The sequence below is a fragment of the Vibrio sp. 2130-1 genome (assembly GCF_033339515.1).
On the sequence record NZ_JAWOUT010000001.1, the window covers coordinates 308756 to 333689 of the forward strand.

At 45.0% G+C, this 24934-nt stretch carries 21 protein-coding genes; 9 read left to right on the forward strand and 12 right to left on the reverse strand.

Going from position 1 to position 24934, the window contains the following annotated elements; translation table 11 throughout:
- Positions 1–7: 7 nt before the first annotated feature.
- Complete coding sequence (locus tag R7Q09_RS01480; protein WP_017634710.1) at positions 8–868, forward strand: LysR family transcriptional regulator; 861 nt, start codon at positions 8–10, stop codon at positions 866–868.
- A gap of 150 nt (positions 869–1018) precedes the next feature.
- On the forward strand, positions 1019–1561 hold the full coding sequence (locus tag R7Q09_RS01485) for an isochorismatase family protein (protein WP_064354153.1): 543 nt from the start codon (positions 1019–1021) through the stop codon (positions 1559–1561).
- A 39-nt stretch (positions 1562–1600) separates the two neighbouring features.
- On the opposite strand, the gene R7Q09_RS01490 is transcribed toward R7Q09_RS01485, so the two are convergent.
- The 3 genes from R7Q09_RS01490 to R7Q09_RS01500 all read right to left on the reverse strand — a co-directional run bounded on the left by R7Q09_RS01490 (position 1601) and on the right by R7Q09_RS01500 (position 4565).
- A complete protein-coding gene (locus R7Q09_RS01490; RefSeq protein WP_213973243.1) occupies positions 1601–2497 on the reverse strand; it encodes a 1-aminocyclopropane-1-carboxylate deaminase/D-cysteine desulfhydrase in 897 nt (298 codons plus the stop codon).
- Between the two features lie 107 nt (positions 2498–2604).
- Positions 2605–3891, reverse strand: a complete 1287-nt coding sequence (locus R7Q09_RS01495; RefSeq protein WP_318070823.1) for a HAMP domain-containing sensor histidine kinase — start codon at positions 3889–3891, stop codon at positions 2605–2607.
- The gene (locus R7Q09_RS01500; protein ID WP_005389368.1) at positions 3888–4565 is read right to left on the reverse strand and encodes a response regulator transcription factor; all 678 of its coding nucleotides are present in this window, start codon (positions 4563–4565) and stop codon (positions 3888–3890) included. The genes R7Q09_RS01495 and R7Q09_RS01500 overlap by 4 nt, the downstream gene beginning before the upstream one ends.
- Positions 4566–4717: 152 nt before the next feature.
- Between R7Q09_RS01500 and R7Q09_RS01505 the strand changes: the two genes are divergently transcribed.
- Genes R7Q09_RS01505 through R7Q09_RS01515 form a run of 3 tightly spaced genes read left to right on the forward strand, consistent with a single transcriptional unit; the run spans position 4718 to position 7588 of the window.
- Positions 4718–5758, forward strand: a complete 1041-nt coding sequence (locus tag R7Q09_RS01505) for a glycosyltransferase family 2 protein (protein WP_017820495.1) — start codon at positions 4718–4720, stop codon at positions 5756–5758.
- 2 nt (positions 5759–5760) lie between these two features.
- On the forward strand, positions 5761–7167 hold the full coding sequence (locus R7Q09_RS01510; protein ID WP_318070825.1) for a glycosyltransferase family 39 protein: 1407 nt from the start codon (positions 5761–5763) through the stop codon (positions 7165–7167).
- A 4-nt stretch (positions 7168–7171) separates the two neighbouring features.
- On the forward strand, positions 7172–7588 hold the full coding sequence (locus R7Q09_RS01515) for a GtrA family protein (protein ID WP_318070826.1): 417 nt from the start codon (positions 7172–7174) through the stop codon (positions 7586–7588).
- Positions 7589–7723: 135 nt separating this feature from the next.
- On the opposite strand, the gene R7Q09_RS01520 is transcribed toward R7Q09_RS01515, so the two are convergent.
- The 3 genes from R7Q09_RS01520 to R7Q09_RS01530 all read right to left on the reverse strand — a co-directional run bounded on the left by R7Q09_RS01520 (position 7724) and on the right by R7Q09_RS01530 (position 14777).
- A complete protein-coding gene (locus tag R7Q09_RS01520; RefSeq protein ID WP_318070828.1) occupies positions 7724–8668 on the reverse strand; it encodes a hypothetical protein in 945 nt (314 codons plus the stop codon).
- A gap of 3 nt (positions 8669–8671) precedes the next feature.
- A complete protein-coding gene (locus R7Q09_RS01525; RefSeq protein WP_318070829.1) occupies positions 8672–12181 on the reverse strand; it encodes a T6SS effector BTH_I2691 family protein in 3510 nt (1169 codons plus the stop codon).
- A gap of 262 nt (positions 12182–12443) precedes the next feature.
- Positions 12444–14777 carry a YgiQ family radical SAM protein gene (locus R7Q09_RS01530; protein ID WP_318070830.1) on the reverse strand — a complete coding sequence of 778 codons (2334 nt, stop codon included), beginning with the start codon at positions 14775–14777 and terminating at the stop codon, positions 12444–12446.
- 424 nt (positions 14778–15201) lie between these two features.
- On the opposite strand from R7Q09_RS01530, the gene R7Q09_RS01535 reads away from it, so the two are divergent.
- From R7Q09_RS01535 to R7Q09_RS01545, 3 genes are all read left to right on the forward strand, one after another.
- Positions 15202–17658 carry an EAL domain-containing protein gene (locus tag R7Q09_RS01535; RefSeq protein ID WP_318070831.1) on the forward strand — a complete coding sequence of 819 codons (2457 nt, stop codon included), beginning with the start codon at positions 15202–15204 and terminating at the stop codon, positions 17656–17658.
- An 86-nt stretch (positions 17659–17744) separates the two neighbouring features.
- Positions 17745–18455 carry a hypothetical protein gene (locus R7Q09_RS01540; protein WP_195723078.1) on the forward strand — a complete coding sequence of 237 codons (711 nt, stop codon included), beginning with the start codon at positions 17745–17747 and terminating at the stop codon, positions 18453–18455.
- A 152-nt stretch (positions 18456–18607) separates the two neighbouring features.
- Positions 18608–18808, forward strand: a complete 201-nt coding sequence (locus R7Q09_RS01545) for a DUF4250 domain-containing protein (RefSeq protein ID WP_005376762.1) — start codon at positions 18608–18610, stop codon at positions 18806–18808.
- Positions 18809–18829: 21 nt separating this feature from the next.
- Here the strand turns inward: R7Q09_RS01545 and metR are convergent, their stop codons facing one another.
- Positions 18830–19741, reverse strand: coding sequence for an HTH-type transcriptional regulator MetR (gene metR, locus R7Q09_RS01550; protein WP_054730490.1), 912 nt, complete (start codon positions 19739–19741; stop codon positions 18830–18832).
- A 281-nt stretch (positions 19742–20022) separates the two neighbouring features.
- Here metR and metE point away from each other — a divergent pair, with 281 nt between their 5' ends.
- Positions 20023–22305, forward strand: coding sequence for a 5-methyltetrahydropteroyltriglutamate--homocysteine S-methyltransferase (metE, locus tag R7Q09_RS01555; protein WP_318070832.1), 2283 nt, complete (start codon positions 20023–20025; stop codon positions 22303–22305).
- A 133-nt stretch (positions 22306–22438) separates the two neighbouring features.
- Here the strand turns inward: metE and R7Q09_RS01560 are convergent, their stop codons facing one another.
- The 5 genes from R7Q09_RS01560 to R7Q09_RS01580 all read right to left on the reverse strand — a co-directional run bounded on the left by R7Q09_RS01560 (position 22439) and on the right by R7Q09_RS01580 (position 24872).
- Positions 22439–22831 carry a GspS/AspS pilotin family protein gene (locus R7Q09_RS01560; protein WP_005386726.1) on the reverse strand — a complete coding sequence of 131 codons (393 nt, stop codon included), beginning with the start codon at positions 22829–22831 and terminating at the stop codon, positions 22439–22441.
- A gap of 3 nt (positions 22832–22834) precedes the next feature.
- Positions 22835–23131, reverse strand: a complete 297-nt coding sequence (locus R7Q09_RS01565) for a YciI family protein (protein ID WP_005386727.1) — start codon at positions 23129–23131, stop codon at positions 22835–22837.
- A 115-nt stretch (positions 23132–23246) separates the two neighbouring features.
- Positions 23247–23642 carry an acyl-CoA thioester hydrolase YciA gene (gene yciA / locus R7Q09_RS01570; protein WP_005376768.1) on the reverse strand — a complete coding sequence of 132 codons (396 nt, stop codon included), beginning with the start codon at positions 23640–23642 and terminating at the stop codon, positions 23247–23249.
- Positions 23643–23867: 225 nt separating this feature from the next.
- Complete coding sequence (locus R7Q09_RS01575; RefSeq protein WP_005376769.1) at positions 23868–24431, reverse strand: septation protein A; 564 nt, start codon at positions 24429–24431, stop codon at positions 23868–23870.
- Positions 24432–24629: 198 nt separating this feature from the next.
- Positions 24630–24872 (reverse strand): hypothetical protein, encoded by a 243-nt coding sequence (locus R7Q09_RS01580; RefSeq protein WP_017634694.1) that lies wholly within the window; start codon positions 24870–24872, stop codon positions 24630–24632.
- Positions 24873–24934: the final 62 nt, after the last annotated feature.

The following is a 24934-nucleotide window of genomic DNA, read 5'->3' on the forward strand; positions in this document are numbered from 1 at the left end:
TAGGACAATGAACGTTAATTTTGATGATATTTACCTATTCACTCAGACGGTGGTTCACGGCGGTATAAGTGCAGCGGCAGAGGCGAATCAACTACAACGCTCAAAAGTGAGTCGTCGTCTGCAAGAATTAGAGAAATCGCTCGGGGTACAGCTTTTGATTCGCACAACACGCAGCATTGAGTTGACGGAGCACGGGAAACGCTTGTTTGAGTTGGTGGGGCAGCCTATTGACCATATTCAGCAAGGTTTAAATGCCATGCACGAATATCAACAAGAGCTGACGGGCAAGGTGCGTTTAGCCATTCCTTCCGCATTGATGAGCTCTGCCGCGTTTAACGCGATCATCACCGAGTACACAACGCGGTATCCGGAGATTTCGGTCGAGATTGAAAACCATCAAGAGAGTGTCGATCTCAAGCGTCAATCGTTTGATTTACAGCTTCTTCCGAGCGTGGTCAAAGTCACCGATGACAGCTATGTGCAGTTCAGTCTTTTGCCTTATCGTAGTCACTTTGTTGCGTCAAAAGCTTATCTAGAATCGCATCCTCCAGTAAAAACGGTGGAAGATCTTAAGCAGCATCGCCTTTTAACTAATCGTTACAATGCCGATTTGCTCGATTCAGATTTGCATGTCGCGTTGCGATCGGACGATCTCAACTTGCTGCGCTCGATGGCGATAGCAGGAAACGGCATCGCGTTTATTCCACAAATTCATTCCAAGCCTGCACTGAGAGACGGTTTGTTGGTCGAGGTGCTGCCTCAATTCGCGCATCCGAAGCAGCATCTTACTCTGATTTATCCCTCGGCCTTATTTCTGCCCAATAAAGTCAAAGCCTTGATTGAGCTAATTCGAGAGAAATTTAAATAGTCAGTTCAAACCACACTTACCTAAGGGCAAATGTGTGAGCGAAGGTCATCTTTCTAGGTTTTATTGCTCTAACATGAAAGGGTTCTGATACATTAACTGTTGTTCAACTTGTTGAGTATGGTTTGTGGTCGCACAAGATAGGAGATGGAAATGTTATCGAAAGGAAATACGGGCCTGATTGTGGTGGATGTTCAGGGCAAACTCGCTACATTAATGCATGAAAGCGACGCACTGATTGAAAATATCACGAAACTGGTAAAGGGTGCCAAAGCACTAGATTTGCCTATTCTGTGGCTAGAACAGAATCGAGAAAGGTTGGGCCCAACCGCGGAGCCGATTCGTGAAGTGCTTGAAAGCACGCATTTACCTATTACCAAGTACACGTTTGATGGTTGCAAAGAGGCGACGTTTAAGGTCGCGGTGGAGAACGCGAAAGTTGATACTTGGTTGGTTTGCGGTATTGAATCCCACATTTGCGTCTATCAAACCGCGGTTTCTCTGCGCCAGTCCGGTTATCGCGTTGAATTAGTCACGGATTGTGTATCTTCCCGAACCGCTGCCAATAAAGCGCTCGCTCTTGCGAAGTTAACCGCTAACGGTGTGGTGCTCACTGGGCTAGAAATGTGTTTGTATGAAATGGTTGAAGATTGCCGAGCACCTGAATTCAAAGAAATTCTGGCGCTCATCAAATAGTGGAATCACTGTAATCAGCAACAACTTTATTTGAACACGCTATTCAAATTCTCGTTGATATCTTGGCAACATCGACTCGTTGCCAAGTAACCCGCCTTGGTGAATGTAAATCACCGTTTTATCTGTGTTCTCTTCGAACCAAGGTGTTAGGCATTGCCACATATACGGGTCGTATAACAGGTCAAATTCGAGGTCGGTTTGCTCAAAGAGTGCTTTCCATGTGATGTAATCTTCTTCGTACAAGCGACCAAAATGGTGTTTGTTGCGGATGGTTAAAATGGTTGGGTGGCTGTTTTCACCGAGCTGGTTGAACTGCTCAGTTAAGTAATCTGCATCGCCTACGCAAGGGCAAGTTAGCACTTCAATGCCGTGTGGACTTAAATGTTTATGAAGATATAAAGCGGTCGTGCCAGTGCCTGATGGCAGGGCGACGGTAAACTGTTCTTTACCTCTCAATCGCGTCCAATCAAGAATTTCTCGTGCTAACTGTTTGATGCCAGCTTCAGCGAGGTGGGAACGTCCACCCTCTGGAATAAGCAATGTCGACTCATCTAATCTTCGTACCTGGTGGATGTATTCACTAGGGTGGAGTTCGCTACCGATGTCTTGCATGGCGGTGATTTTCATACCCAAATCGAGAGCGCCGCGATAGTTTCCGATGGGGGAGCTTTTTAGCCAAGATGGAATGTGATGAACATAAAACTCAAATGCCCAACCTTTAATCTGGGCGAGAGCCGCTAGCGAATACATCGCGTTGGATTGAGCAGAGCCGTAACTGATGAGGGTTTTGATGTCGCTGTTTTGCGTTTCCATCAACGCCATAAACTTACGTGCTTTGTTCCCAGAAAAGTGAGAATGCAGCATGTCATCACGCTTAAGAAAAAACGTATGACCGTTGAAGTTGTGTTGAGTTATCGGGCTTTCAGAGAGTTTCATGTGACTGCTGACGTGTCCAACCACGCGACCTTGCCGTTAAAAAGGGCGCGTAGTGTAACGCCATTAAACCCAGATAAAAAGTCTGTGTTTCAGTACAACCATTTCGGTTATTCCTTATGCTCTGACGCAAGATCAATTACTGCCTCACAACCACCTTCTGGATGTGTACCAATCTTAAATTGCCAGCCATAGCGTTGGCACAAATCGTCCACAATCATCAAACCTAATCCGTGCCCATCAGAATGTGGAATGGTCGAAAAGCCTTCACCTTCATCGCGCACCGAGATGGTGTTTTCATCCATATTGATATGAATTGATCCCGAAGGTGTCGCAGCGATGCCGTTGCGAATCAGGTTGCCAAGAATAATGGTCAACACGGCATTGGTCGCGCGCGTTCTAGGGTTGCCGTCGATCTGTACATCAAAGCTGAGTGCTTTCTCATCCGCCTGAGCTTGGCTTTGGAAGATGATTTGGTTGAGTTCTTCTTCGGTGATGCTGCGCACTGGTGAATCATCTGCATTACGCTCGTAACGCACTAAGCCGAGTAGGGCATCTACCATGGTCGACATCTGCTGCGTTGCATCTTGAATTCGGTTCACTTGGCGAGTCTGGAAATCCGTGTTCGCACTTCTCGCCAGTAGGCTGCTTGAGCCTTTCATTACGGTTAACGGTGTACGCAGTTCATGGCTTGCGTATCGTGCAAAGGCTTGCTCACGCTTGATGACTTGGTTGATTTTGTGGCGATACTCATTCAACTCATCCGCGAGGGTTTGGAACTCTTTGGCTGATCCCTCTGGCACGCTAAAAGTTTGCGTAGCATCGCCTTGATGATGGTCGAGTTGAGTTTTAAGCGCATTGACGGGTTCAATCAAGCGTTGTGATAAGCGCAGCAGGAGGCTACCAAACAGGAACACCAGCACGGCGACAATGGACAGCACCATAGCGACGACGAGAATGAATTCCTCTGAGGTGATCTCGATTTCATCAATCAAGGAAACCAGAATAACGGGATGTTCAACGCCTTTATAGGTGTAAGTACTCATGTAAACCATGCGCGAGTATTCACCGTCTTCTACTTCATCAAGAAAGTGCTTTTGACCAATCAGGTATTTTTGGTAGCGCTCGGCAACCAGTGAGATGTCGTTGTAAGCGGTGGTGAGCAGATCAAGCTGAATACTGCCTTGCTCTGGGTGGGACTGGAAATGTTCAATCGCTTCTTTTTTGTCGACCATAATACGACGCTCGCCCACGCGGTCTTCAGACCAAAGCAGGGAGCCGGTAATCAACAAAAAGCAGAAGATGCCAATCACGACCGACACAAAAGAGAAAAACAGAGCGAGTCGCCCTGTCATACTTTGTGTGCTTTGCGTGCTAGCCAGTAAGCGATTGATCATGCACCAGTCTCCAAGCGGAAGCCAACTTTCGGTACGGTGATAAGCACATGCTGTTCAAATGGCTTATCAAGTTGGTTGCGAAGTTGGTAAATGTGGCTGCGCAGAACGTCGTTGTTCGGCTCGTTCTCTTGCCAAAGTTGGAAGGCGATTTCTTCACGTGTTACTACGTCTGGCGCGCTTTTCACAAGCATTTCCAGAATGGTGTAAGTGGTGGGGTTTAGCGCCAGCAGTTTATCTTGGCGGTAAGCTTTACGCGTTTTTTGGTCGATAGAGACTTCGCCGTATTCCAACTTACTCGACGCGACAGTACCACGGTAACGTCGGATCAGCGCCATCATACGCGCTTCTAGAATATCCAAGTCGAAAGGTTTGGTCAGATAGTCATCCGCACCGTGTTGGAAGCCTTTGAGCATATCGTCACGGCTATCAAGTGCAGTCAGCATAAGCACTGGTGTGTTGTTGCCCGCGTCGCGAAGTTTATTACACATGGTCAGGCCATCCATGCGTGGCAGCATGAGGTCGAGCAAGATGATGTCGAAGGTGTTTTCCATCGCCAGTTTCAAGCCGAGCTCGCCGTTGTCTGCATAATCGAGTTCCATACCTGCACACTCAAAATAATCGAACAGCATGCCTGCGATTTCTCGATTATCTTCGACTAAAAGTACGCGTTTCATGTATTTCTCTCCAAGTGGGCAGGTGCTCGAAAATAAGATTTCGTCTTAACCGAACATTATTCACTAAGGACGTGAAAAAGATGTCAATAACATCTCTTTCACGTTGATGTTTGTAGACTGGATTCATTCATCGGATTTAGTGGAAGAGTAGCATGTCAACCTTCAACATTCACGCTGCAACCTTTTCAAAGGTGAGCCAACACACTGAGCCTAAAACAGTTTTGTCTGTTGTGGTGCCATTCTTTAACGAGCAAGAAGTCTTGACTGAATTTCATCGTCGTTTAGCCGCCGTTTTGGATGAAATGCCAGAACATTGCGAAATCGTCTATGTCGACGACGGCAGCAAAGATGACAGCCTAATGATCGCGCAAAACTTTTCTCAATCTTCTAGCGACGTTCGTTGTATTGCATTAAGCCGTAACTTTGGCAAAGAGTCCGCCATGAGTGCGGGTCTGGAACACTGCCAAGGTGAAGCGGTGATTGTGATTGATGCCGACTTGCAAGACCCACCGGAGTTGATCCCGCAAATGGTATCAAAATGGCGTGAAGGTTATGACGTGGTGAACATGCAGCGCAGTGAACGCCACGGTGAAACTTGGTTCAAACGCTTCTCGGCCGCTTGCTTTTACAAAGTGCTTAATAGCATGGCGAAATTGGATGTGCCGGAGAACGTGGGCGATTTCCGTCTACTGAGCGCAAAAGTGGTTAAACACATCAATGCGTTGCCAGAGCGTAACCGGTACATGAAAGGCATCTTTTCTTGGCCGGGTTTCAAGCAAGTGACGGTTCAGTTTGAGCGTGACGCTCGTTTCTGTGGTGAAACCAAATGGAACTACCTCAAGCTGATTGGCCTTGCAATGGACGGCATTACCTCGTTTTCCATTCGTCCTTTGCGTTTAGCGACACTTGCCGGTGCATTGGTGGCGTTCAGTGCCTTTATCTATGGCGCATTCATAGTGATGAAAACTGTTGTGTTTGGTGAGCCTGTCACTGGCTACCCATCCATGATGGTCGTCCAACTTGCCTTGGGCGGTGTGCAACTGCTGTCGATTGGCCTTTTGGGCGAATACATTGGCCGCATTTTTGTCGAGACCAAGCAACGTCCTCTTTATCTTGTTCAGTCTGTTTACGAGCAGCCTGCAAAACATCAATCCATCCAAACCATGAAGTTTAAATTGGGAGAAACCGCGTAATCATGAGTATTAATAAAACCCATCTGTGGTTGTTGTTGGCGTTTGCTCTTTTACTCCGTCTTATTTCACTTGCCGCTTACCCTTTGATGGACACCACGGAAGCCCGCTACGGCGAAATGGCGCGCTTAATGGTGGAAACCGGCAATTGGCTTACCCCACAGTTTGATTACGGCGTGCCTTTCTGGGGGAAGCCCCCCCTGTTCACTTGGATGAGTGCTTACGGCATTGAGCTGTTTGGATTGAATGAATTTGCAGTGCGCGCGCCTCATTGGTTAGCGGGTGTTGCGACGATTGTTTTTGTTGCTTTCATGGCGCATCGCGCTGGCTTTAATGCAGTCATCGCAGCGTTGGTACTGGCGACGTGTGGCATCTTTTCAATTGCGGCGGGTGCGGTGATGACAGACATGGCACTGACGTTGGCAATGACGATGGCGATGGTTGGTTTTTACTATTGCTGGCTCGGCAAAGACAAACACAGCCGACTGTGGGGTTACCTCGGTTTCTTTGGCTTGGCTTGCGGGCTGTTAGCGAAAGGTCCAGTGGCGATCGTGATCATGGGCATCGCAGTATTTCCTTGGCTCGTGATTCAGCATGGTTTCTTTGGTGCCTTCAAAGCCTTGTGGCAGCGTTTTCCAATTGTATCGGGGTTGGCGCTCATGCTGGCGATTGCTCTACCTTGGTACATAATGGCTGAAATGGCGACGCCTGGATTTATTGATTACTTCATTGTTGGCGAGCACTTTAAGCGTTTTGTTGTCAGCGGTTGGGAAGGGGACCTGTATGGCTCTGCTCATGATCAACCACGTGGGATGATCTGGGTATTCTGGCTACAATCGGCTGCGCCTTGGTCAATCGTATTGCCTATCTTGGCGTGGAAACGTCGTAAAGTACTCAAAGCCATTGAAACTGATCATCAAGGCCTATTTAGCTTCCTGATGTGTTGGCTGATTTCCCCAATGATCTTGTTCACCATGGCTGGGAATATCTTGCCTGCTTACGTGCTACCGGGTGTGCCTGCATTGGGTATCTTGATTGCGATGCTGGTGGATAAACACGATTTCAAATGGTTGACCGGAACGGCAGCGGTGTTGCCAGCCCTGCTTATGATTGCGATGTTGGTTTTGAATATGGGCAAAGCGGATAGCCGCAGCGACCGCATAATCTTCGCGCAAATTGATGACAACGCTCCGGTCTTTTATATTGGTAAGCGTCCGTTCTCAGGTCAGTTCTATAGTCATGGTCAGGCGAAAAAGCTTGAAGACAAGAATGACTTAAACAATCTGAAGAAATTCCACCTGATTGGTAAATCGCAGCAAGTGGATAGCATGATTCATGAAAATGCGTTGAGTTGTACCAACGAGTTCACAGCAAAATCGAAACGCTCACTCTACACCTGTGTGGTTGGATAGCGGAATGGGCAAATTACCAAAATTTGCTTCGCTGGAAAGGTTTGCTTCGTTAACAAGGTTTGCTCTAGTAGGTGGTGTCGGCTTTATGGTCGACACCCTTATCTTTTCTGTGTTGTTCCATTGGTTTGGTCTGGAGCTGATGCTGGCTCGTGGGATTGCATTTTTGTTTGCGGCAACCACGACTTGGCTTGGCAATCGCTGGCTGACTTTCTCTCAAGCAGAAAAAACCAACCCTTTCGCTCAATGGCAAAAATTTATGGCGAGTGCTTGTATCAGTGCTTTGCCGAACTTTATTGTGTTCAAAGGCGTAACGCTCGCGCTAGGAACGCAAGGGTTGATGGTCTATTTGGCTTTGATCTTAGGTATATTGGCAGGCATGGTGAGTAACTATTTACTCAGTGCAAAATGGGTGTTTAGTTGAGGATAGAAAGGTTCGGGCTTACTATCCTATCCTCGAGTTAAAAATTCGTTATCTGAACCAATTTTTCTTTTTGTACATCAGAGTAAACCTAAAGCTTTTCATGGGGGGGATGTAAAAAGGTAAACAAGCCAAGGTTTATACCTTGGCTGCCGTTAGTTCAGATTTTGATTGTTCGATTTCAGACTCGGTTTGCCACTTGCCGTTATATAGGTACTCTCGCTCTGGGAGCGGGGCATTTGACGCCCTTAAATCAAATACCTCATCGGTTTGATATTCTTTATAACAAACTGGCGTACCAAACATTCTAGCCTCTGGCTTAGCTTCAAATAGCTTTTTGTGGTCGGCGACTTCTGTACAGTCAAGCTTATATTCCGTGGCTAGCTGATTGACCATAGACTCTAAGTCAGACACGGTTTTGAAAAATACGTAATAGTGGAATCGGTTGTGTAAGCGTGAAATCTTAGTATGTTCTATATTAATATATTCGCATGTGTCATGCTTAAAAAAGAACTTAATTACTTTTCTTTTCTTATTGTAATCAGCAAAGAGCCAGTCTTCACGTTCTCCGATTCTTACTTCTGTTGGTTCATCAGGCTTGCGTTTAAGCATACCAAATGAAACCAATATAAAGCCACCGGCTCCGACAAGAACCATCGGTCCAGCAACTCCAACCATCACGACACAAACTATTGCTCCAATCCAGCCCATGACTTGAGCCGCGGAGTTTACCCAATTCGGTAAATTACGTCGTTTTTTTATGACTAACCCGCGATCGGAGAAGGTGTAATCATACCGATTGTCCAAACCAAATGTCAGATAAGACACACCAGACATGATTATCGTCAGCCCCGATAAAATGTAAGTTAAGATCATTTCACTACTATCATGTAGGAAATAGGTAAGGAAAAATAATGGACTGACAGCAGCTATAGCAATTGATAGGTATAAGTATCGAAAAGGCTCTTCAATATCGTGCTTATGCCAGACTGTCAGATTCATCCCGTTAAGAATTTTTTGCTCCTGCTCTTCTTGGTATGCTGAAAATTCTTCTGGGGTAATATAGAAAGGTAAATAAGCCAAAGGTTACTCCTGTAAGCTAAGTTCACTATTAATCGAAGATAATGAACTTCTGATCGTTGCTTGTTTGGTATTGTCTGAAATTGCTGTATAAGTTGCACGCTGTTTTGCATTATTTTGGAACCAGTACTTACGGTTAAATTCGCTCTTCTCATCAAGAATGTATTCTATCTCAAATGCTAAATATTTAGCCGAGTCTTTCATTGGTAAAGTCAATTTATAGACACTTTGAGAATCTGAGGAATCTGTTGAACTATCCAACGTTTCTAGATCTACTCCAGTGTGCCAAGCTCCCGACCCCAGTCCTCCCTCTGTTACAGAAGTATTTGTCCGAAGTTTTATTCCATCTCTTGCTGTATTGGTGGGAACTTGGATATGTAGCTCAATACCAAACAATTCTTGTTTTGCTGCCGGATACTGTGTTGTTGAATTCGGAACGGTACGCATCAATGGTATTTGGCAGATCAAAGGTTTATCCATTATGGTTTTTAACTCAAAAAGAGCCTCTTGCACTAAAGAAGAATTATGCTTTTCTCTCTCTACCAAGCTTGAGGATTGACTCCACAGGGCTTTATCTGGGTGATAGCCCCAAGGAAGTTTATCTAACCACTTTTGATAATCATCTTGTTTAAGTTTACTCATTATATGATTACTAAGAAGGTAAACTGCAGTAAGGCCCATAATGACAAACATGATCGGACCTCCAAACAGAATATTTGCAGACCAAATCCCAGTTAATCCACCGATAGCTTGAAACCCACCTACAATTGTCAATCCAACTAAAGATGCAAAGTTGAAGTATTCGACAACTCTTGCGCTCCCATGTAAACCGTCTATGTTCTTCCATGAACGATAGGCCTCTATACCCGAAGCAAGAGCTCCAATAACTCCGGTCACAGCTAGCCATTTATTGAATACCTTTAAGTCATCAAGGATCAAGTTATCAAAACCACGGGCATTATTATTTACTAACTCTTTTAATGCTTTATATGAATGTGACCTTAACCTAGGTTCACCCTTCACTTTCTCCCATAACTTACCTGTACGAACACCTGTCCAAGCGTTGACTGTGTAAAATAACTTTTGCTGGATATCCAAAAATTCATCTGAGGACATTAACCCCGTGTCTTGAATACTGCTCATGGCATCACCAAGCGCGATGCAGTTAAATATTAATGCCAGAAAGCCTAGACCACCGGCATTCTCGAACAGTTTATTCAAATCATTGAGCTTATTCATCACGATCCGCGTTCTAAGCTCGATGGTTCTTTGAGGTAGATCATCAGGTAACTCAATGTACTGCGGGTACTCCAATGTAGCTACAGCGAGAGCCTTCTTAATAGTCTTTTTATTTTTTAAAGCTGTTGTGTATTTAGAGTCAGCTTTGCGGTTATTTTTCTGGAAGTCAGCAATGATTGCATCGTTTTTTTCGAGCTTAATCAGATAATCATTTACGCGTGTTTTCCATTTTTTAAAATCGTGAGCGTAACCTTCTTTTATTGTTACGGGCATATTGTGTGCCATATGTTCTGCAATAACGGCAAATAAATAATAGCTATGACGGTTCAGAGGTTTAGCGAAAACAGGCATCAGCGAAATTGATACTTGTGAGGTCATGCTAACACCAAACTCTACAACGCCTTTTGCAAGCGCACCTATTGCAGATTTAAAAATAATATCCAGCTCTTGGAAACCTTTGGCGATATCTTTGAGAAAGGCTGTTTCCGCAGTGTTTGGGTTGGAAACAAAGTCCATGATCTTAGAGTACATATTCACGCGGTTGCTTGTATCAGATATCTGGTCCATCAACTGATTATCAGGTTCAGGATTGTCTGAGACGATCGACTGTTCATCAAGCGCCTCTGTAATATTCTTCTCCATCACTTTAAATAAACTACGACTAAACCCTGAGGCATAGAGAGCAAGTAAACTGGTTGGTTTTTCCCATTGGCTTTCAGCCCACTGTCGGTCTTCTTCTTGCATCACCAGAGTAAATGACTCAACGGCTTGCTTGTGCAGTTGATACAAGCTGTACTGCGTGTCTTCGCTGTATAGGTCGAAGGTTCTCTCAAGATGATGAGGTGTCAAAGATTCCATTACAGCAATAAAGTCGCGTTTGACCGAAACCACTTGGGCTAGCATGGTTTCTTTTTGTTCTGACAGCTCTTGCATCTCGCTCAGCATTTGCTTCCAGTTGAGCTGCTGACGCCAGCGTTCAGTCGCTATCCATTGTTCGTATTTACCAAAACGGCTCGCAGAAATTCGATATTTGTCCTGTATCGCTTTAGCAATGTCACTTTGGGTATGTTGGTGTGATTCAATCGCTCCAGCGGAAAATTTAGCAGGATAGCCGGACTGAACTGAGCTTTTGTTCTGCTCTGCCAAATCAAGTTGGTGAGAGGAGTCATAATAGTCAGCCATGTCGGTATAAAACGACAGCTCTTCGCCGTTACGCTTAACGCTAGCTGGCATGTCTATCTCGTCACTTGCACCAAACATACACAGTTGCATGGCGGTCTGCATCAAGTTCCACTGGTTTGAAAACTGGTCAGTGAAAAGGCGGTAAGGGCTTGCGGCACCAACAAAATGCAGTGACATATCTTGAATGTCTGCGGCGTAATCTTTTATCGCGACGAAGTAGCCTGATTCTTCTTCTGGAATCGCAGAGGTTAAATCGCTTTCGACTGCGACAGGTTTAAAGACAGAACCATCTTCATCTGCTTTGGTGGCGATGCCAGAATCCGCAAAGCGACCATCATCGACGGCAGAAGATTCAATATCAGCGACTTGGGTTAACTTATCTATTGGTGCAATGTTGTGCTGATTCTCGTTTGAGGACAGAACAATGGTTTGCATGCGATCGATATGATTACTCGGATTGTTAAGTACGCGCATGAACGTGTGCCATGTCCAGCGGTGCTCAGAGAAGCAAATCGATAGTACGCTTCCGTTGACGTAAGTAAGGAAGGCCTTTGCATCTTGTGGTGTCCCACGCTGCTCTGATTTTGGGCTTTCTGATTCTCCCAACTTATAGAGCGTGAATTGCGTTCCTTTGATTTCGTATTCGTCTAAGCTTTTGTTGATTGCATCATAGACATACAGCCAACCGTCGCGCAGTTGACGCAGGGTGTAACCAACGGTATTGAGTTTGGCTGGGCCTTGGCCTTTCCATTCTTCAGGCAAACCAAAAGGTTGTGTCTCTTCTGTTTCTAGCTGATCGATGGCATAGCGGACTGGGATAAAGTGCGCAGGTGATGCTTCCGTTGCTTCCTTCTCAGTTTTTAAATTGAGAGGCTCTGGTTCAGACGGCGGTGGCGGATCGATTTTTTTTGTTTCTCCCTCCCAAAACATACTGCGCTCTGGGGGTGAGCCAGCAAGATCATCGGATTCCGTGGTTGGAACGATATTCAGCGATTTCAGTGTACCATCGCTTTCAAATGCCTGAACGGCCTCCTCATAGGTATAGCTGTTGTCATACCAGAACATAGAAGTTTTTGGGGGAAGTGGATTATTCATCGTTAGCCCATGTTTAAGAGTTTTATTCTATTACGCAAATATCGCACCAAAATAAAGCAATTAAAAATCAATGAGTTAGATTTTTATGGTTTTGCTTCAATCAAATAATTGTTTGTTTTTCCAATAAGTTGGTTGGTGTTTACCATTTTTTGTATTGATTGAATCAAAGTTTGAGTTGTGAGTGATGCCTCAATGAGCCGACAAAACAAAAGGGCTCCAGAGTTAACTCTGGAGCCCTTTCTAGTATTTAAGCTCTAAATAATTAGCGACGCTTTGGTTTACGTTGACCAGCTGGTTTGCCTTGTCCTTGCGGGCGACCTTGGCCTTGCGGCTTGCTACCTGCCGGGCGGTTTGCACCGTTGCCGCTAGGACGTTGGCCGTTGCTTGCAGGGCGTTGACCACCTGTAGCTTTGCCATAACCGTTACGGTTACCAGATGGCTTACCATCTTTTGAACCGCTTTCAGAGCGTTTGTTCAAATGACCACCGAAGCCTGGTTGATTTTTGGTATGTTTGGTTGCAAAGCGGTTTGCCCCGTGACGACCAGATTTACGACGTTGCGCAGGTGTTTGTGCTTCAATGTCTTCTGCAGGAACGAGACAGCCTTGTTTGTCACCAATCAAATGTTTTTTACCCATACTGACTAGGGCTTCACGGATCATTGGCCAGTTTGCTGGATCGTGGTAACGCAACAGCGCTTTATGTAGGCGACGTTGACGTTCACCTTTTGCTACAGGTACATCTTCACGTTTTTTGTACTTCACGCGTTTCAGAGGGTTTGTCTCTGAGTAGTACATCGACGTTGCGTTACACATTGGCGAAGGGTAGAAGTTTTGTACTTGGTCACATTCGAAGTTGTTCTTTTTCAGCCACAGAGCAAGGTTCAGCATGTCTTCGTCTTCTGTGCCTGGGTGCGCAGAGATAAAATAAGGGATTAAGTACTGCTTCTTGCCTGCTTCTGCACTGTATTTCTCGAACATCTCTTTAAAGCGATCGTACGTACCCATGCCTGGCTTCATCATTAGATCAAGAGGACCTTTCTCTGTATGTTCCGGTGCAATCTTCAAGTAACCGCCTACGTGGTGAGTCACGAGCTCTTTCACGTATTCTGGTGATTCAATCGCAAGGTCGTAACGTACGCCAGATGCAACCATCACTTTCTTCACGCCTTCAACTTTACGCGCTTCGCGGTATAAATCGATCGTGTGTTTGTGGTCTGTGTTTAGCTTGTTACAGATGCCCGGGAATACACAAGAAGGACGACGACAGTTCGCTTCCGCTTTTGGATCTTTACAGCCCAGGCGGTACATGTTTGCAGTCGGGCCACCAAGATCGGAAATTGTGCCGGTAAAGCCCGGAACTTTGTCGCGAATTTCTTCAATCTCGTTGATGATAGACTCTTTCGAACGGTTTTGAATGATTCGACCTTCATGCTCGGTAATCGAACAGAAAGAACAGCCACCAAAGCAACCACGCATGATGTTCACAGACGTCTTGATCATGTCGTACGCAGGAATTTTTGCTTTCCCGTACATAGGGTGAGGGACACGCGCGTAAGGCAGGCCAAACACAAAGTCCATCTCTTCGGTCGTCAATGGAATTGGAGCTTGGTTTACCCAAAGTTCACGATCACCATGGCTTTGAAGTAACGCTCGACCAGAGTACGGGTTCGTTTCTAGATGCAATACACGGCTTGCATGCGCATAAAGAATGCGATCGTTTCTTAGCTTTTCAAACGAAGGTAAACGGACCGCAGTCGTCGCAGCATCGTGGCGTGATGGGCGAATCGTGATTGGTTGTGCAACTGGCTCGTCTTTTTTAGTTTCACACTGAGTTTCTACTTCGTATGGGTTCTTTGGTACGAACGCTTCTTTACGAGGTTTTTCAATGCGAGAAGAATCAATAACCGTGTAGCCTTCTGGCGCCGCTGGCAAGTTCACGGCAGTACCACGAATATTGGTCATGGTGCTGATGTCTTCGCCGTTTGCGATGCGATGTGCTACTTCGACAAGTGCGCGCTCTGCGTTACCAAAAAGTAGGATGTCTGCTTTTGCATCAAACAGTACAGAACGGCGAACTTTATCTGACCAGTAATCGTAGTGCGCCACACGGCGTAGGCTAGCTTCGATACCACCTAAAACAATAGGTACTTCTTTGTATGCCTCACGACAACGCTGAGAGTAAACCAAAGTCGCGCGGTCTGGGCGTTTACCACCTTCGTTATTCGGTGTGTACGCGTCATCGTGACGAAGCTTTTTATCCGCGGTGTAACGGTTGATCATGGAGTCCATGTTACCCGCAGTGATCCCGAAGAACAGATTTGGCTTACCAAGTTGCATGAACGCATCTTTATTTTGCCATTCTGGTTGAGCAATGATACCGACACGGAAACCTTGTGCTTCTAGCAGGCGGCCAATGATAGCCATACCAAAGCTTGGGTGATCCACATAAGCGTCACCGGTTACAATGATAATGTCACAGCTATCCCATCCTAGGGCATCCATTTCTTTGCGACTGGTCGGCAAGAAAGGTGCCGTACCAAAACACTCTGCCCAGTATTTTTTGTACTCATGAATAGGAGTGATGTTATTGGTCATATTTTGCTCTCTGTTCCAGGGAGCGCGAATTATAGCGATTTGATTATCAGGTATCTATAACAAACTCATCTATTCCAGCTTAGTTCATCGAGTTTTATTTGGTTTGTAAAAATATCAATGCTCTATCGGCGATTTTCTGTCTAATTTCACCTTGAAAGCCTCATGGTTATAGATCGGTTCATGAAAAATGTCGCAATCTTAATACAAAACATAAGCAATGGTGTGCTTATGTGGGGTAAAGCCTATAATCAAATTAGTGCATATTGAATGCAAAAGGCTGAGCTGCTCTGGAAATAGTTCTAAGTCGATAGGCTTATCGTTGACACAATCCATCTATAAAGAGGATCGGCAGGTCCCAACTGGAATGTCGCGAATTGACTGTGAATTTTGAGCCTTGGGCTAATTACAAAAAAGGGGCTAGGGTATGAGTGAATCTACGACAACAGTGCATCCAAAAATGCAAACGACTTCCAGTCTAACTCCTGTTATAGAGTGGTCTTACGATATTGATACTCGCGAGTTCGAATGTGATCAGCAAGGAATGGCAAAGGCATTTGGGATAAGTACGCCAGTAACCAGCCTAAATAACTTGTTTGATCATATGCTGATGGGGCAACAAGAAACTCTAAAACAACGAATTCTAGAAGTGGAACTCTTTGGCGGACGGGGGCGGTTTTCTTGTTGCATGATGCTAAAAAACGTTAACTTAGTGCACGTTACTATTAGTTTTGAAAGGCTCAATAAGCGCATTATCCAAGGCACTATCATTCCACAATTAACAATCACTGGTTGCGAGGAGTTAGCGAAAATCCTCGAAACGATTTTTGATTTGCCAAATGTAGGCGTTTTAGTTGCCGATGAAGATACGCGCATCTTAGGTTGTAACCGTGCCTTTGAGTTACAAATGGGCTATCAAAACCGAGATCTGGTTGGGCTTAAAACTCATATATTCAGTACCTCTCACCATAGCCAAGCGTTTTATGAGCAGCTGTGGCAGCAAATTAATGATGAAGGATGTTGGTGTGGTAACTTGCTGAGCAAAACAGCAAATGGTAGCAACCAAGCTCATCATCTTTGTATTTACCGACTTACGTTTCACTCTGGACGAATTCTTTATCTCGGATTTTCTACGGATATTTCTGCTTCGTTGTTGTGGATGAAAAATCGTTGTGAACAACAGCATGATTGGGCTGCCTTTTTACCAACGAGGAAAGAATTTGAACTCCAATTAGCTAACTTAGCGAATGAAAGCAGAAATAAAGAACTCAACATTGTTATGACACTCAGACCCAAGTTTTCGGAGAGATACTTGCTTGAACAGCAATTAGGTTTTGCAGATTTTATTATGCGAAGTCGCTACACCAGTATTGCGGGGCAGTTATCTCGGGATGTGTTTGTCGTATGCTTGCAGACCCCTCATTGTCAATGGTTGAGCCCGGTTCGTTTGATCCAAATTGCCATGAAAGGGTTCTTTAATGAGCTTAGAAATGAAATGGGCACAAAAATGCATGCCACTATCGTTAAAGGCCAAACTGGTGTGTCAATCCTTGGCTATGATACGAACCGACCAAGACAAGCGCTAGCACATGCAGCGCAAGCGATGTTGTCCTCTATTTCCGGTGAAGGCAGCTATTTCAACTTTTACGACAGTGAACTTCACTCTGAATTAGTGAAGCGCCAACATCTCGAGGCGTTTTTGGAGGCGCAAATAGAGAGTGGGCTAGTGGACGTTTACTTTCAACCGATTATCGACGTTCAAACCGGAAGAGTGGTTAAGTTCGAGGCTCTCGCACGCTTCTATGATGAAAATGATGCGTATTGTACGCAAAAGATGATCGCTATTATTGAAGATCTAGAACTCATAGCGGCACTTGATGATGTGGTCTGCCAAGCTGCGTTGAAGCACTTTCCGCGCTTACAAGAAATTTATGGCGAGGAAGTGGGCGTGACCATCAATCGCTCCCTCAACACGAAATTGGATTCTCTTCAGATCCTTCAGCGGTCGCATGATTTGATTAAAGCCAGTGGTGTAGACCCTAAGCGAGTAACTATCGAGCTAACAGAAACCGCGTATTTTGAACAAGATGAGGAGCATACTCGAGCTCTAGAGGAAGTGCGGAAAGAGGGCGTTGAGATCGCGATTGATGACTTCGGTACTGGGTATTCTTCTTTTTCTTATCTAGAAAAAGGGCAGTTTGATTTACTGAAAATAGACCGAAAATTCATCAAGAACATTCATAAAGGGAGCACCAGCTATAACATTGTGAAAATGGTCACCGAGCTTGCACAGCAAATGAATGTAAAAGTGGTTGCTGAAGGCGTGGAATCTAAGCAAGAACTTCAAGTATTGGCAGAAATCGGTGTCGATTACATGCAGGGCTTTTTATTTTCTGCTGCCGTGCCTGTCGATTTGATGGATAAAGCGGACAGTTATGAGCATCTGTTCTCTGACATCGCGATTGAGTCCAAGCAAAGTGATGTGTTGCAATCTTTGAGCCATGAACAAGTCAGGTCTATGGACCCTGGAGAACCGCTCTCCTTGGCAGTTGAGTACATGAATTTGAATCCAAGCTTGCCTTTAGTTGTTCTCAATGAAAATCGTTGTGTTGGGTTAATTACGAAAGAGACGGTGAATTTACACCTAACGCCCTCGATGGGCACAGAGCGAGAAACTGAACGAGAAAGCAGAATTTGGAAACGTCCTGTTAATCAGATAATGAGCACCGAATTTGTGTTGGTTGATGAGGATTTACCTGTCTCTGTTATTCGAGAGTTGGTGAAAACCGGCATTCGTTTCCCTTGGGTATTGTGTAATACCAAAGAAGAGTACCGTGGAGTTTTAACGCAGGAAGACGCGTTGAAGTATCTTGCTTCTCTGTGAATAAAATTGTCTTACCGTTTTAGCTCATTTGGGGGCCGACTTTCGGTGGTTTGGCGATAGTTGATTTGATATTATCGCCCCCCAAAATGACTTTTGAGCGTGCATTCAACATGATTCAACAATTGCTGGTTACTTTCCCTCCGATGCTATTTGGCGCACAAGCGCTACTGACTTTGCTTCTAATCAAGGGCGATATTTGTCCTGGTCAGCGAGGACGTCTTCATAAAATGTTGCCAGCAGTAGCTGTATTGTGGCTCGCTGTTGCGTCACTTCGCATTGAAGCATTTATGATCGTGTTTGCTATTTTCTACTTCTATTCTCAGGTTCAAACCAAGAAAACGCGTGAAAAAGGGCCACTATGGGCGATGCATTTAGCGAATGGTTTGGCCTTTGCGTATGTGAGTATTCAAGTATTTGAGCAATCAAGCTGGCCAGCATCGATAGCGATGGCGCTAATGATATTTTTCCTTGGGGCGTCATTTTCTCAATTGCTGCTTACGATAGCTCGCAGCAGATTACAGGCATTTCACCGTATTTTACCAGTTACGGGCATTGTGTCTGGAATGCTATTAGTCATCGCAACGTTGTTTGCTTCTTACCAGTTAAATGAAGCTGCACTGAACGCTGCAACACAGCCAATCTTGCTGTCTTTAGCTATGCTAATTTCTTCAATTATTGTGTGGTGTTGGCATATTTTTACGCATAAGAAACCAGAAAAGGTGCAACTGAGCGTTGCCTTGTTTCTAGCACTCGCGTCGATGACGAGCCTGCAAGATTTATTCTCTCTCGCGGCTTAACCTCTATTCTAAAGACAAAGCTAGACGGCTTATATCCAAGTGCTTTCTTGGTGCTTGGGTATAAGGTGATCACGTTTTAGATCGCACTCACTTTAAATTCGCGTGATTACTACTACGCTTGTTTATATACCTTGTCGAAGAGGAGAGTCGCGATGGATTTAAGCAATGTAGGTAATCTGGACAGCACTATTTTGCTAGGTATCGTCAACGAAAAGCTACGTTTAGAGTGCGACAGTTTTGACGAGTTAGTATCAGTGTATGAGATGGATGTAGAGTCTGTAGTCGGCAAGCTTGATATGCTCGGTTATCAGTACGATCCATTGACTAACCAATTTAAAGCATATCAACGCTAAGCCTTTCATAACCCAAATATTTTAAGCCACCTTGATTCCGTCAAGGTGGCTTTTACATTGTAGCCTCGCGGTTGCGAAAAAAGCTTGTAAGTAACGCTTCTCTCTCTCTGAGTGACGCGTTGCTGCAAACAAGCGACGCCATAAGCCTTGGCCGAAAGGTTTACTGGTAATAAGACCTTGGCGAGAAAATTCAGAAATCGCCCAATTGGGTAGTGCCGCCACCCCTAATCCAGCAGAGACCATCTGAACTAACATGAGAGTATTGTCGGCTTGCTTCCATTTCGCAGGTTCTATTCCTGCTGGCTGAAGAAAGTGTTTTACGACGTCTAGCCTCTGTTTTTGAACAGGATAAGAGAGCATGGTTTGATCTGCGAGATCTTGCGGATCAATAATTTCTTTTTCCGCCAATGGGTGGTTGGTTGCGGTAATTAAACGCATTTCAAAGTCGAATAGAGGCTCGTAGTGGACTTCAGATCGAGGTTGGATATCGGAAGTAATAACAAGATCGAGTTCGCCTGCCAATAAAGCTGGGAGTGGTTCAAAGCCAAAACCAGAGGAAAAGTCCAATGTTACGCTAGGCCAAGCAAGTTGGTACTCCCTAAGTGCAGGCATTAGCCATTGGAAGCAAGAGTGACATTCAATGGCCATATGTAATCGGCCATTGACGTCTTCTTTCAAGCTCGCTAAATCATTTTCTGCTCTTGCGAGTTTCGGAAGGATATCTTCTGCAAGACGCAATAGGATTTCTCCCTCTGAAGTGAACTTCACCGGACGAGTCTTTCTCAGGAACAGTTGCCCTCCAATTCGCGCCTCCAAATCTTTGATCTGATGAGACAGTGCCGACTGAGTGAGATGTAAAGCGGTCGCTGTCGCCGTTAGAGAGCCAGTGTCTCGAAGCGAAGTGAGTGTCCGCAAATGTTTTAGCTCTATCATGAATTCCTTTCATCCTTTGTTGCTCGCTATGAACAGAATAGCAATCGTGTAAATAACTTAACGACAAAAAATGGATATGTAAACGTCTAGACGTCTATTTGTTGTTTTTATCTGCGAATCATGTCGCTTCATGATGAATTTTTTTAATAAACAAGTTGAATAAATGGACGTTGTTCTAATATCAGATGAGAGCGATAGTTTAGCCATCCAGACATCTCATTCTTTACCGAAAGATGCTCTGATCCAAACAAATTGAACAAAATTGAGAAAGGAATAGGGACATGGCGACAACGACTCACATACTAGGTTATCCACGCATTGGTGAAAAAAGAGAATTAAAATTCGCTCAGGAGAAATACTGGCGAGGAGAAATTGATCAAGCTGAGCTTAAAAAGGTTGGGGCAGATCTACGCGCCAAAAACTGGCAAACACAAACGGATGCTGGTCTGAGTTTTGCCACAGCTGGCGACTTCGCTTGGTACGATCATGTACTGACGACCACGTTGCTATTGGGTCATGTGCCAAAGCGTCACGCTGGTGGTTTCCCTAACCTGGATACGTTGTTTAAAGTGGGTCGCGGTCAATCTCAGGCGGGTTGCAGCTGTGCGGGCGCTGCGGCATCGGATATGACCAAATGGTTCAACACAAACTACCATTACATCGTCCCTGAATTCAGTAAGGACGATACGTTTGAAGTGAGCTGGCCCCAACTGTTTGAAGAAGTCAATGAAGCGCTTCAAGCTGGCCACCAAGTGAAGCCTGTTTTGCTTGGCCCAGTCAGTTACCTTTACTTGGGCAAAGAGGTCGAAGAAGGGTTTGACCGCTTAACCCTGCTACCACGCTTACTTACTGCTTACCAAGCTATTTTGGCAAAGCTAGCAAGTCAAGGTGTTGAGTGGGTTCAGATTGATGAGCCAATTTTGTCACTGGAGCTAGAAAGCAAATGGGCTGATTCGTTTAAGCTGGCCTACCAAGTGATTCGAAGCGATGTAAAAGTGCTGCTAACGACGTACTTTGACTCCGTAAGCGATACGCTAGACAAAATTGTAGAGCTACCGGTGGATGGTTTGCATATCGATTTATCTACCGTCCCTAAGCAGCTTGACGATGTAGTTACCAAGTTACCGGAGGATTGGGTGCTTTCTGCTGGTGTTGTGAATGGTCGTAATGTGTGGCGTTCAGATTTAAGTACCCAACTCGAGCGTCTACAGCCAGTCAAAGAGAAACTGGGCGACAAACTTTGGGTTGCCAGTTCATGTTCTCTGCTACATAGCCCTGTTGATTTAGCACTGGAAACAGAACTGAGCGAAGAAGTAAAAAGTTGGTTTGCCTTTGCAAAACAAAAAGTGGCAGAAGTCGCCTTGCTTGGCCGAGCGCTCGATGGTGATCAAAATGCGATTCGCGCTTGTGATACCTATAGCCAGCCAATCAAAGCGCGCAAGACAGCAACACATGTGAATAAACCTCAAGTACAAGCGCGTTTAAACAACATTACCGCGTCACTTGCCGAGCGCAGCGCACCTTATGCAGAGCGTGCTGCGCATCAAGCTGAAGTATTGGGCTTGCCTTTGTTGCCAACAACGACAATCGGCTCTTTTCCTCAAACGGGTGAAATCCGGGTGCAGCGCAGCGCTTATCGTACAGGTCAATTATCTGAGTCTGAATATATCCAAGCACTTAAAGGACATATTGCTGACGCAGTGAAACGTCAAGAGGCGCTCGACCTAGATGTGCTTGTTCACGGTGAAGCAGAGCGTAACGACATGGTGGAATACTTCGCTGAGAACTTGGCGGGTTTTCAAACGACCAAATTTGGTTGGGTACAGAGTTATGGCTCTCGCTGTGTGAAACCTGCCATTGTAGTTGCTGACATTGAACGTGAAAAACCGATCACGGTTGAATGGTCGACGTACGCCCAGTCGCTAACCCGCAAACAGATGAAAGGCATGTTGACTGGACCAGTAACGATTTTATGTTGGACGTTCCCACGTGAAGACATCACACGTCAAGAAATTGCGCAGCAAATTGCTTTGGCACTGCGTGATGAGGTGTCTGACCTGCAAGATGCAGGCATCAATATCATTCAAATTGATGAGCCAGCCATTCGAGAAGGTTTACCACTAAAAAAACGCGATCACAAAGCATACTTAGAATGGGCCGTAAATGCGTTTAAGGTCTCTGCGGCAAGTGCAAAACCAGAAACTCAGATTCACACTCATATGTGTTACAGCGAGTTCAATGAAATCATTGATTCGGTTGCGGCACTCGATGCGGACGTCATTACCATTGAAACATCTCGCTCGAATATGGAGTTGCTGAAAGCATTTGAAGAGTTCAATTACCCGAACGAAATTGGCCCTGGTGTTTATGACATTCACTCACCAAACATTCCTACGGAAGAATGGATTGAAGGTTTAATCAAGAAAGCGGCAGAAAAAATTCCGGCTCAACGCTTGTGGGTAAATCCTGATTGTGGGCTGAAAACACGAAACTGGAAGGAGACAGAAGCCGCATTGGCAAATCTGGTTTCAGCGGCGAAGAAGCTCCGTGCTGAGCTGGCGTAACACATCGTTGCAGCAAATAAAAACGGAGACTGTGGTCTCCGTTTTTCTATTCTTGACAGTTAACTTTCGTTTTCAGATTATCCAATAATAGCGAATCATCGTCTCATGCCGAAAGCAACAAAAATTACTGTAGCTACTTCACCTGAGTACAAGTCTGTGCGGAAACCAACTCATCTGCCATCAACTGACCGCGAGAATTACGTACCTTAATACGATACATCAAGCCCATATCAATTTGCTTGCGAACTTCTGGGTTGCTGCAGTAGGTATAGATACTGGTATTCAGTACTTGATTTAACGGCTTTGCACCGAGTGCGCCATCGTTATAAATCATCATCATCTCTACAACATTTTTGTTGGATGAGACACGCATTATTTGCAGTGGACCGTACTCTAAAGGGAGGCCCGCAGACAAGACTCCTGCTCGGTTTGATGCCATAAGCTCAAGTTGGCGCTGATTATCATCGGTTGATGAACAGCCAGCCAGAGCACCAAATACCAAGAAAAGACACAGTAATTTTTTCATAAATTAAAACACTTTTTTGAACGGTTTCACGATTACATGATCGTAAACACCAGCCGCTACATAAGGATCGGCTTCTGCCCACGCTTTAGCATCCTCTAGCGAGGCGAATTCAGCGATGACAGTTGAGCCCGTAAATCCAGCTTCACCAGGATTGTCAGAATCTATCGCAGGCATCGGACCAGCTGTAAGAAGGCGACCTTCGTCTTGTAGCTTTTGTAAGCGATCCAAGTGTTGTGGGCGAACGCTCATGCGTTTTTCCAACGAGTTCTCAACGTCCTGTGAAAAGATGACATACCACATAGCATAGTTCCTTAATTGGTAGGGTAAAGTGTTAATTTAACGCCTTTTTTGTGTCTCTCACAAGTGAACAACAGAAAATGTGAGATCCTTTCTAACTGTTAGCGTTGTAGGTTGACTAATTCTGAACCGGACGTGGTTTACCTTCACTGTCAATGGCTACGTAGTTGAAGGTCGCATCACAAACCATGAAGCGTTCGCCAACACCGTGAGCTTTGACGGGTTTGACCCATACTTCCAAATCGACACTCATGGATGTGCGGCCGATCTTAGTGCATTCGCCGTAGCAGCATACGACATCGCCCACACCAACAGGTTTTTTGAACGTAATGCTTGATACCGAAACGGTGACAACGCGACCACAAGAGATCTCTTTTGCCAGAATCGCGCCCGCTAAGTCGAGCTGAGACATTATCCAACCGCCAAAAATATCGCCATTGGCGTTTGTATCTGCAGGCATTGCAAGGGTACGAAGCAGCATTTGACCTTTCGGAGAGCTAATTTCTTGACTCATTGTGACATCCTAAATCTTAAAGGCGCTCAAACTAAGCGCCAACATAGTAAATACCTAGAACCAAAGGTCCTTAAAAAACCGCAGATACCGGACCAGAGAAAGTTGGTTTACAGCAGCAAGAATGGTCTGAAAACGGTACGTTGTTTGAGCGGTTTACTGATACATGGAGCAAAACAGCGACCCTAAGGTCGCTGTGAAGTCGCGGATTATAGCAAAACTGAGTTTTTAATCATCAGTGGACACATCGGATGAGTTATTTTTTTGTTCTTTTGGCATGTGTTTATAAATGTAAAAGCCAGTCGCAATCATGTAGGCAAATGTCGCGATCAACATTCCAAATACTTTGAAGTTAACCCAAACATCCAACGGCAATTCGTAAGCAATATAAATGTTTAAGCCAGCGAAGAATGAGAAGAAGCCAACCCAAGCCCAGTTAATCTTTGCCCAAACAGCGTCAGGTAACGTAATTTCCTTGCCTAGCATACCTTTGATGGCTGATTTTCCCAATGCGTGGCTCACTGCTAAGCCAATCGCCAGAATCGCGTAAATGATGGTGACTTTCCACTTTATAAAATTGTCGTCGTGGAAGAAAAGGGTCATGCCGCCGAAGATAGTGACGATAACAAATGTTATTAGCTGCATCTTTTCGACTTTCTTATACAGCGCGTAGGTGACGACAAGTTGAATGGCTGTTGCTACGATCAGTGCACCTGTCGCCACGTAGATGTCGTACAGCTTGTATAAAGCGAAGAAAACGATGAGTGGTATAAAGTCTAGGATCTGCTTCATGATGGCAAAATCTACCTAATTATTGAATTGAAGACAGTCTAACGGAATCTGACAAGATGTGAATACTGAGGAAGTTAAGGTAAGAATAGTAACGCTTAGTATATCTTACAGCCCGCAAGCTTCTTCCATGTCGAAACAGCAAATGGAAGGAATAAAAATTGCCGCGTGAAGCGGCAATAGAGTTGAGAGTTTTAAACCTTAAGCCACACGTTGATATTGGGAAATAAGCGTTTTTACATCTTCTAAATAGCCTTCCCGCAGTAAGTTATCGACCGTTGCTTCTAGCTCTTCGAGAGACATCGTGAAGCAAGTGGATTTACCAGTCATCAGGGTCAGATATTGATGATACTCTTCTTCTGTATAGTGGCCTAAGCGATCAAGTAACAGTGTTTTGATTCCATGATGAATCAAGCCGTAGTATGTATGTCGATGAAGTAACATGGCGATCTCCTTATCAAGCTCATACGCTACTCATTTGCAGCCTGCTTGACCTTCTGGATAAT

Excerpts from the sequence above, each read along its gene's own strand:
- R7Q09_RS01480 (WP_017634710.1), top strand. The coding sequence starts at position 8 with ATGAACGTTAATTTTGATGATATTTACCTATTCACTCAGACGGTGGTT.
- R7Q09_RS01485 (WP_064354153.1), top strand. The coding sequence starts at position 1,019 with ATGTTATCGAAAGGAAATACGGGCCTGATTGTGGTGGATGTTCAGGGC.
- R7Q09_RS01490 (WP_213973243.1), bottom strand. The coding sequence starts at position 2,497 with ATGAAACTCTCTGAAAGCCCGATAACTCAACACAACTTCAACGGTCAT.
- R7Q09_RS01495 (WP_318070823.1), bottom strand. The coding sequence starts at position 3,891 with ATGATCAATCGCTTACTGGCTAGCACGCAAAGCACACAAAGTATGACA.
- R7Q09_RS01500 (WP_005389368.1), bottom strand. The coding sequence starts at position 4,565 with ATGAAACGCGTACTTTTAGTCGAAGATAATCGAGAAATCGCAGGCATG.
- R7Q09_RS01505 (WP_017820495.1), top strand. The coding sequence starts at position 4,718 with ATGTCAACCTTCAACATTCACGCTGCAACCTTTTCAAAGGTGAGCCAA.
- R7Q09_RS01510 (WP_318070825.1), top strand. The coding sequence starts at position 5,761 with ATGAGTATTAATAAAACCCATCTGTGGTTGTTGTTGGCGTTTGCTCTT.
- R7Q09_RS01515 (WP_318070826.1), top strand. The coding sequence starts at position 7,172 with ATGGGCAAATTACCAAAATTTGCTTCGCTGGAAAGGTTTGCTTCGTTA.
- R7Q09_RS01525 (WP_318070829.1), bottom strand. The coding sequence starts at position 12,181 with ATGAATAATCCACTTCCCCCAAAAACTTCTATGTTCTGGTATGACAAC.
- R7Q09_RS01530 (WP_318070830.1), bottom strand. The coding sequence starts at position 14,777 with ATGACCAATAACATCACTCCTATTCATGAGTACAAAAAATACTGGGCA.
- R7Q09_RS01535 (WP_318070831.1), top strand. The coding sequence starts at position 15,202 with ATGAGTGAATCTACGACAACAGTGCATCCAAAAATGCAAACGACTTCC.
- R7Q09_RS01540 (WP_195723078.1), top strand. The coding sequence starts at position 17,745 with ATGACTTTTGAGCGTGCATTCAACATGATTCAACAATTGCTGGTTACT.
- R7Q09_RS01545 (WP_005376762.1), top strand. The coding sequence starts at position 18,608 with ATGGATTTAAGCAATGTAGGTAATCTGGACAGCACTATTTTGCTAGGT.
- metR (WP_054730490.1), bottom strand. The coding sequence starts at position 19,741 with ATGATAGAGCTAAAACATTTGCGGACACTCACTTCGCTTCGAGACACT.
- metE (WP_318070832.1), top strand. The coding sequence starts at position 20,023 with ATGGCGACAACGACTCACATACTAGGTTATCCACGCATTGGTGAAAAA.
- R7Q09_RS01560 (WP_005386726.1), bottom strand. The coding sequence starts at position 22,831 with ATGAAAAAATTACTGTGTCTTTTCTTGGTATTTGGTGCTCTGGCTGGC.
- R7Q09_RS01565 (WP_005386727.1), bottom strand. The coding sequence starts at position 23,131 with ATGTGGTATGTCATCTTTTCACAGGACGTTGAGAACTCGTTGGAAAAA.
- yciA (WP_005376768.1), bottom strand. The coding sequence starts at position 23,642 with ATGAGTCAAGAAATTAGCTCTCCGAAAGGTCAAATGCTGCTTCGTACC.
- R7Q09_RS01575 (WP_005376769.1), bottom strand. The coding sequence starts at position 24,431 with ATGAAGCAGATCCTAGACTTTATACCACTCATCGTTTTCTTCGCTTTA.
- R7Q09_RS01580 (WP_017634694.1), bottom strand. The coding sequence starts at position 24,872 with ATGTTACTTCATCGACATACATACTACGGCTTGATTCATCATGGAATC.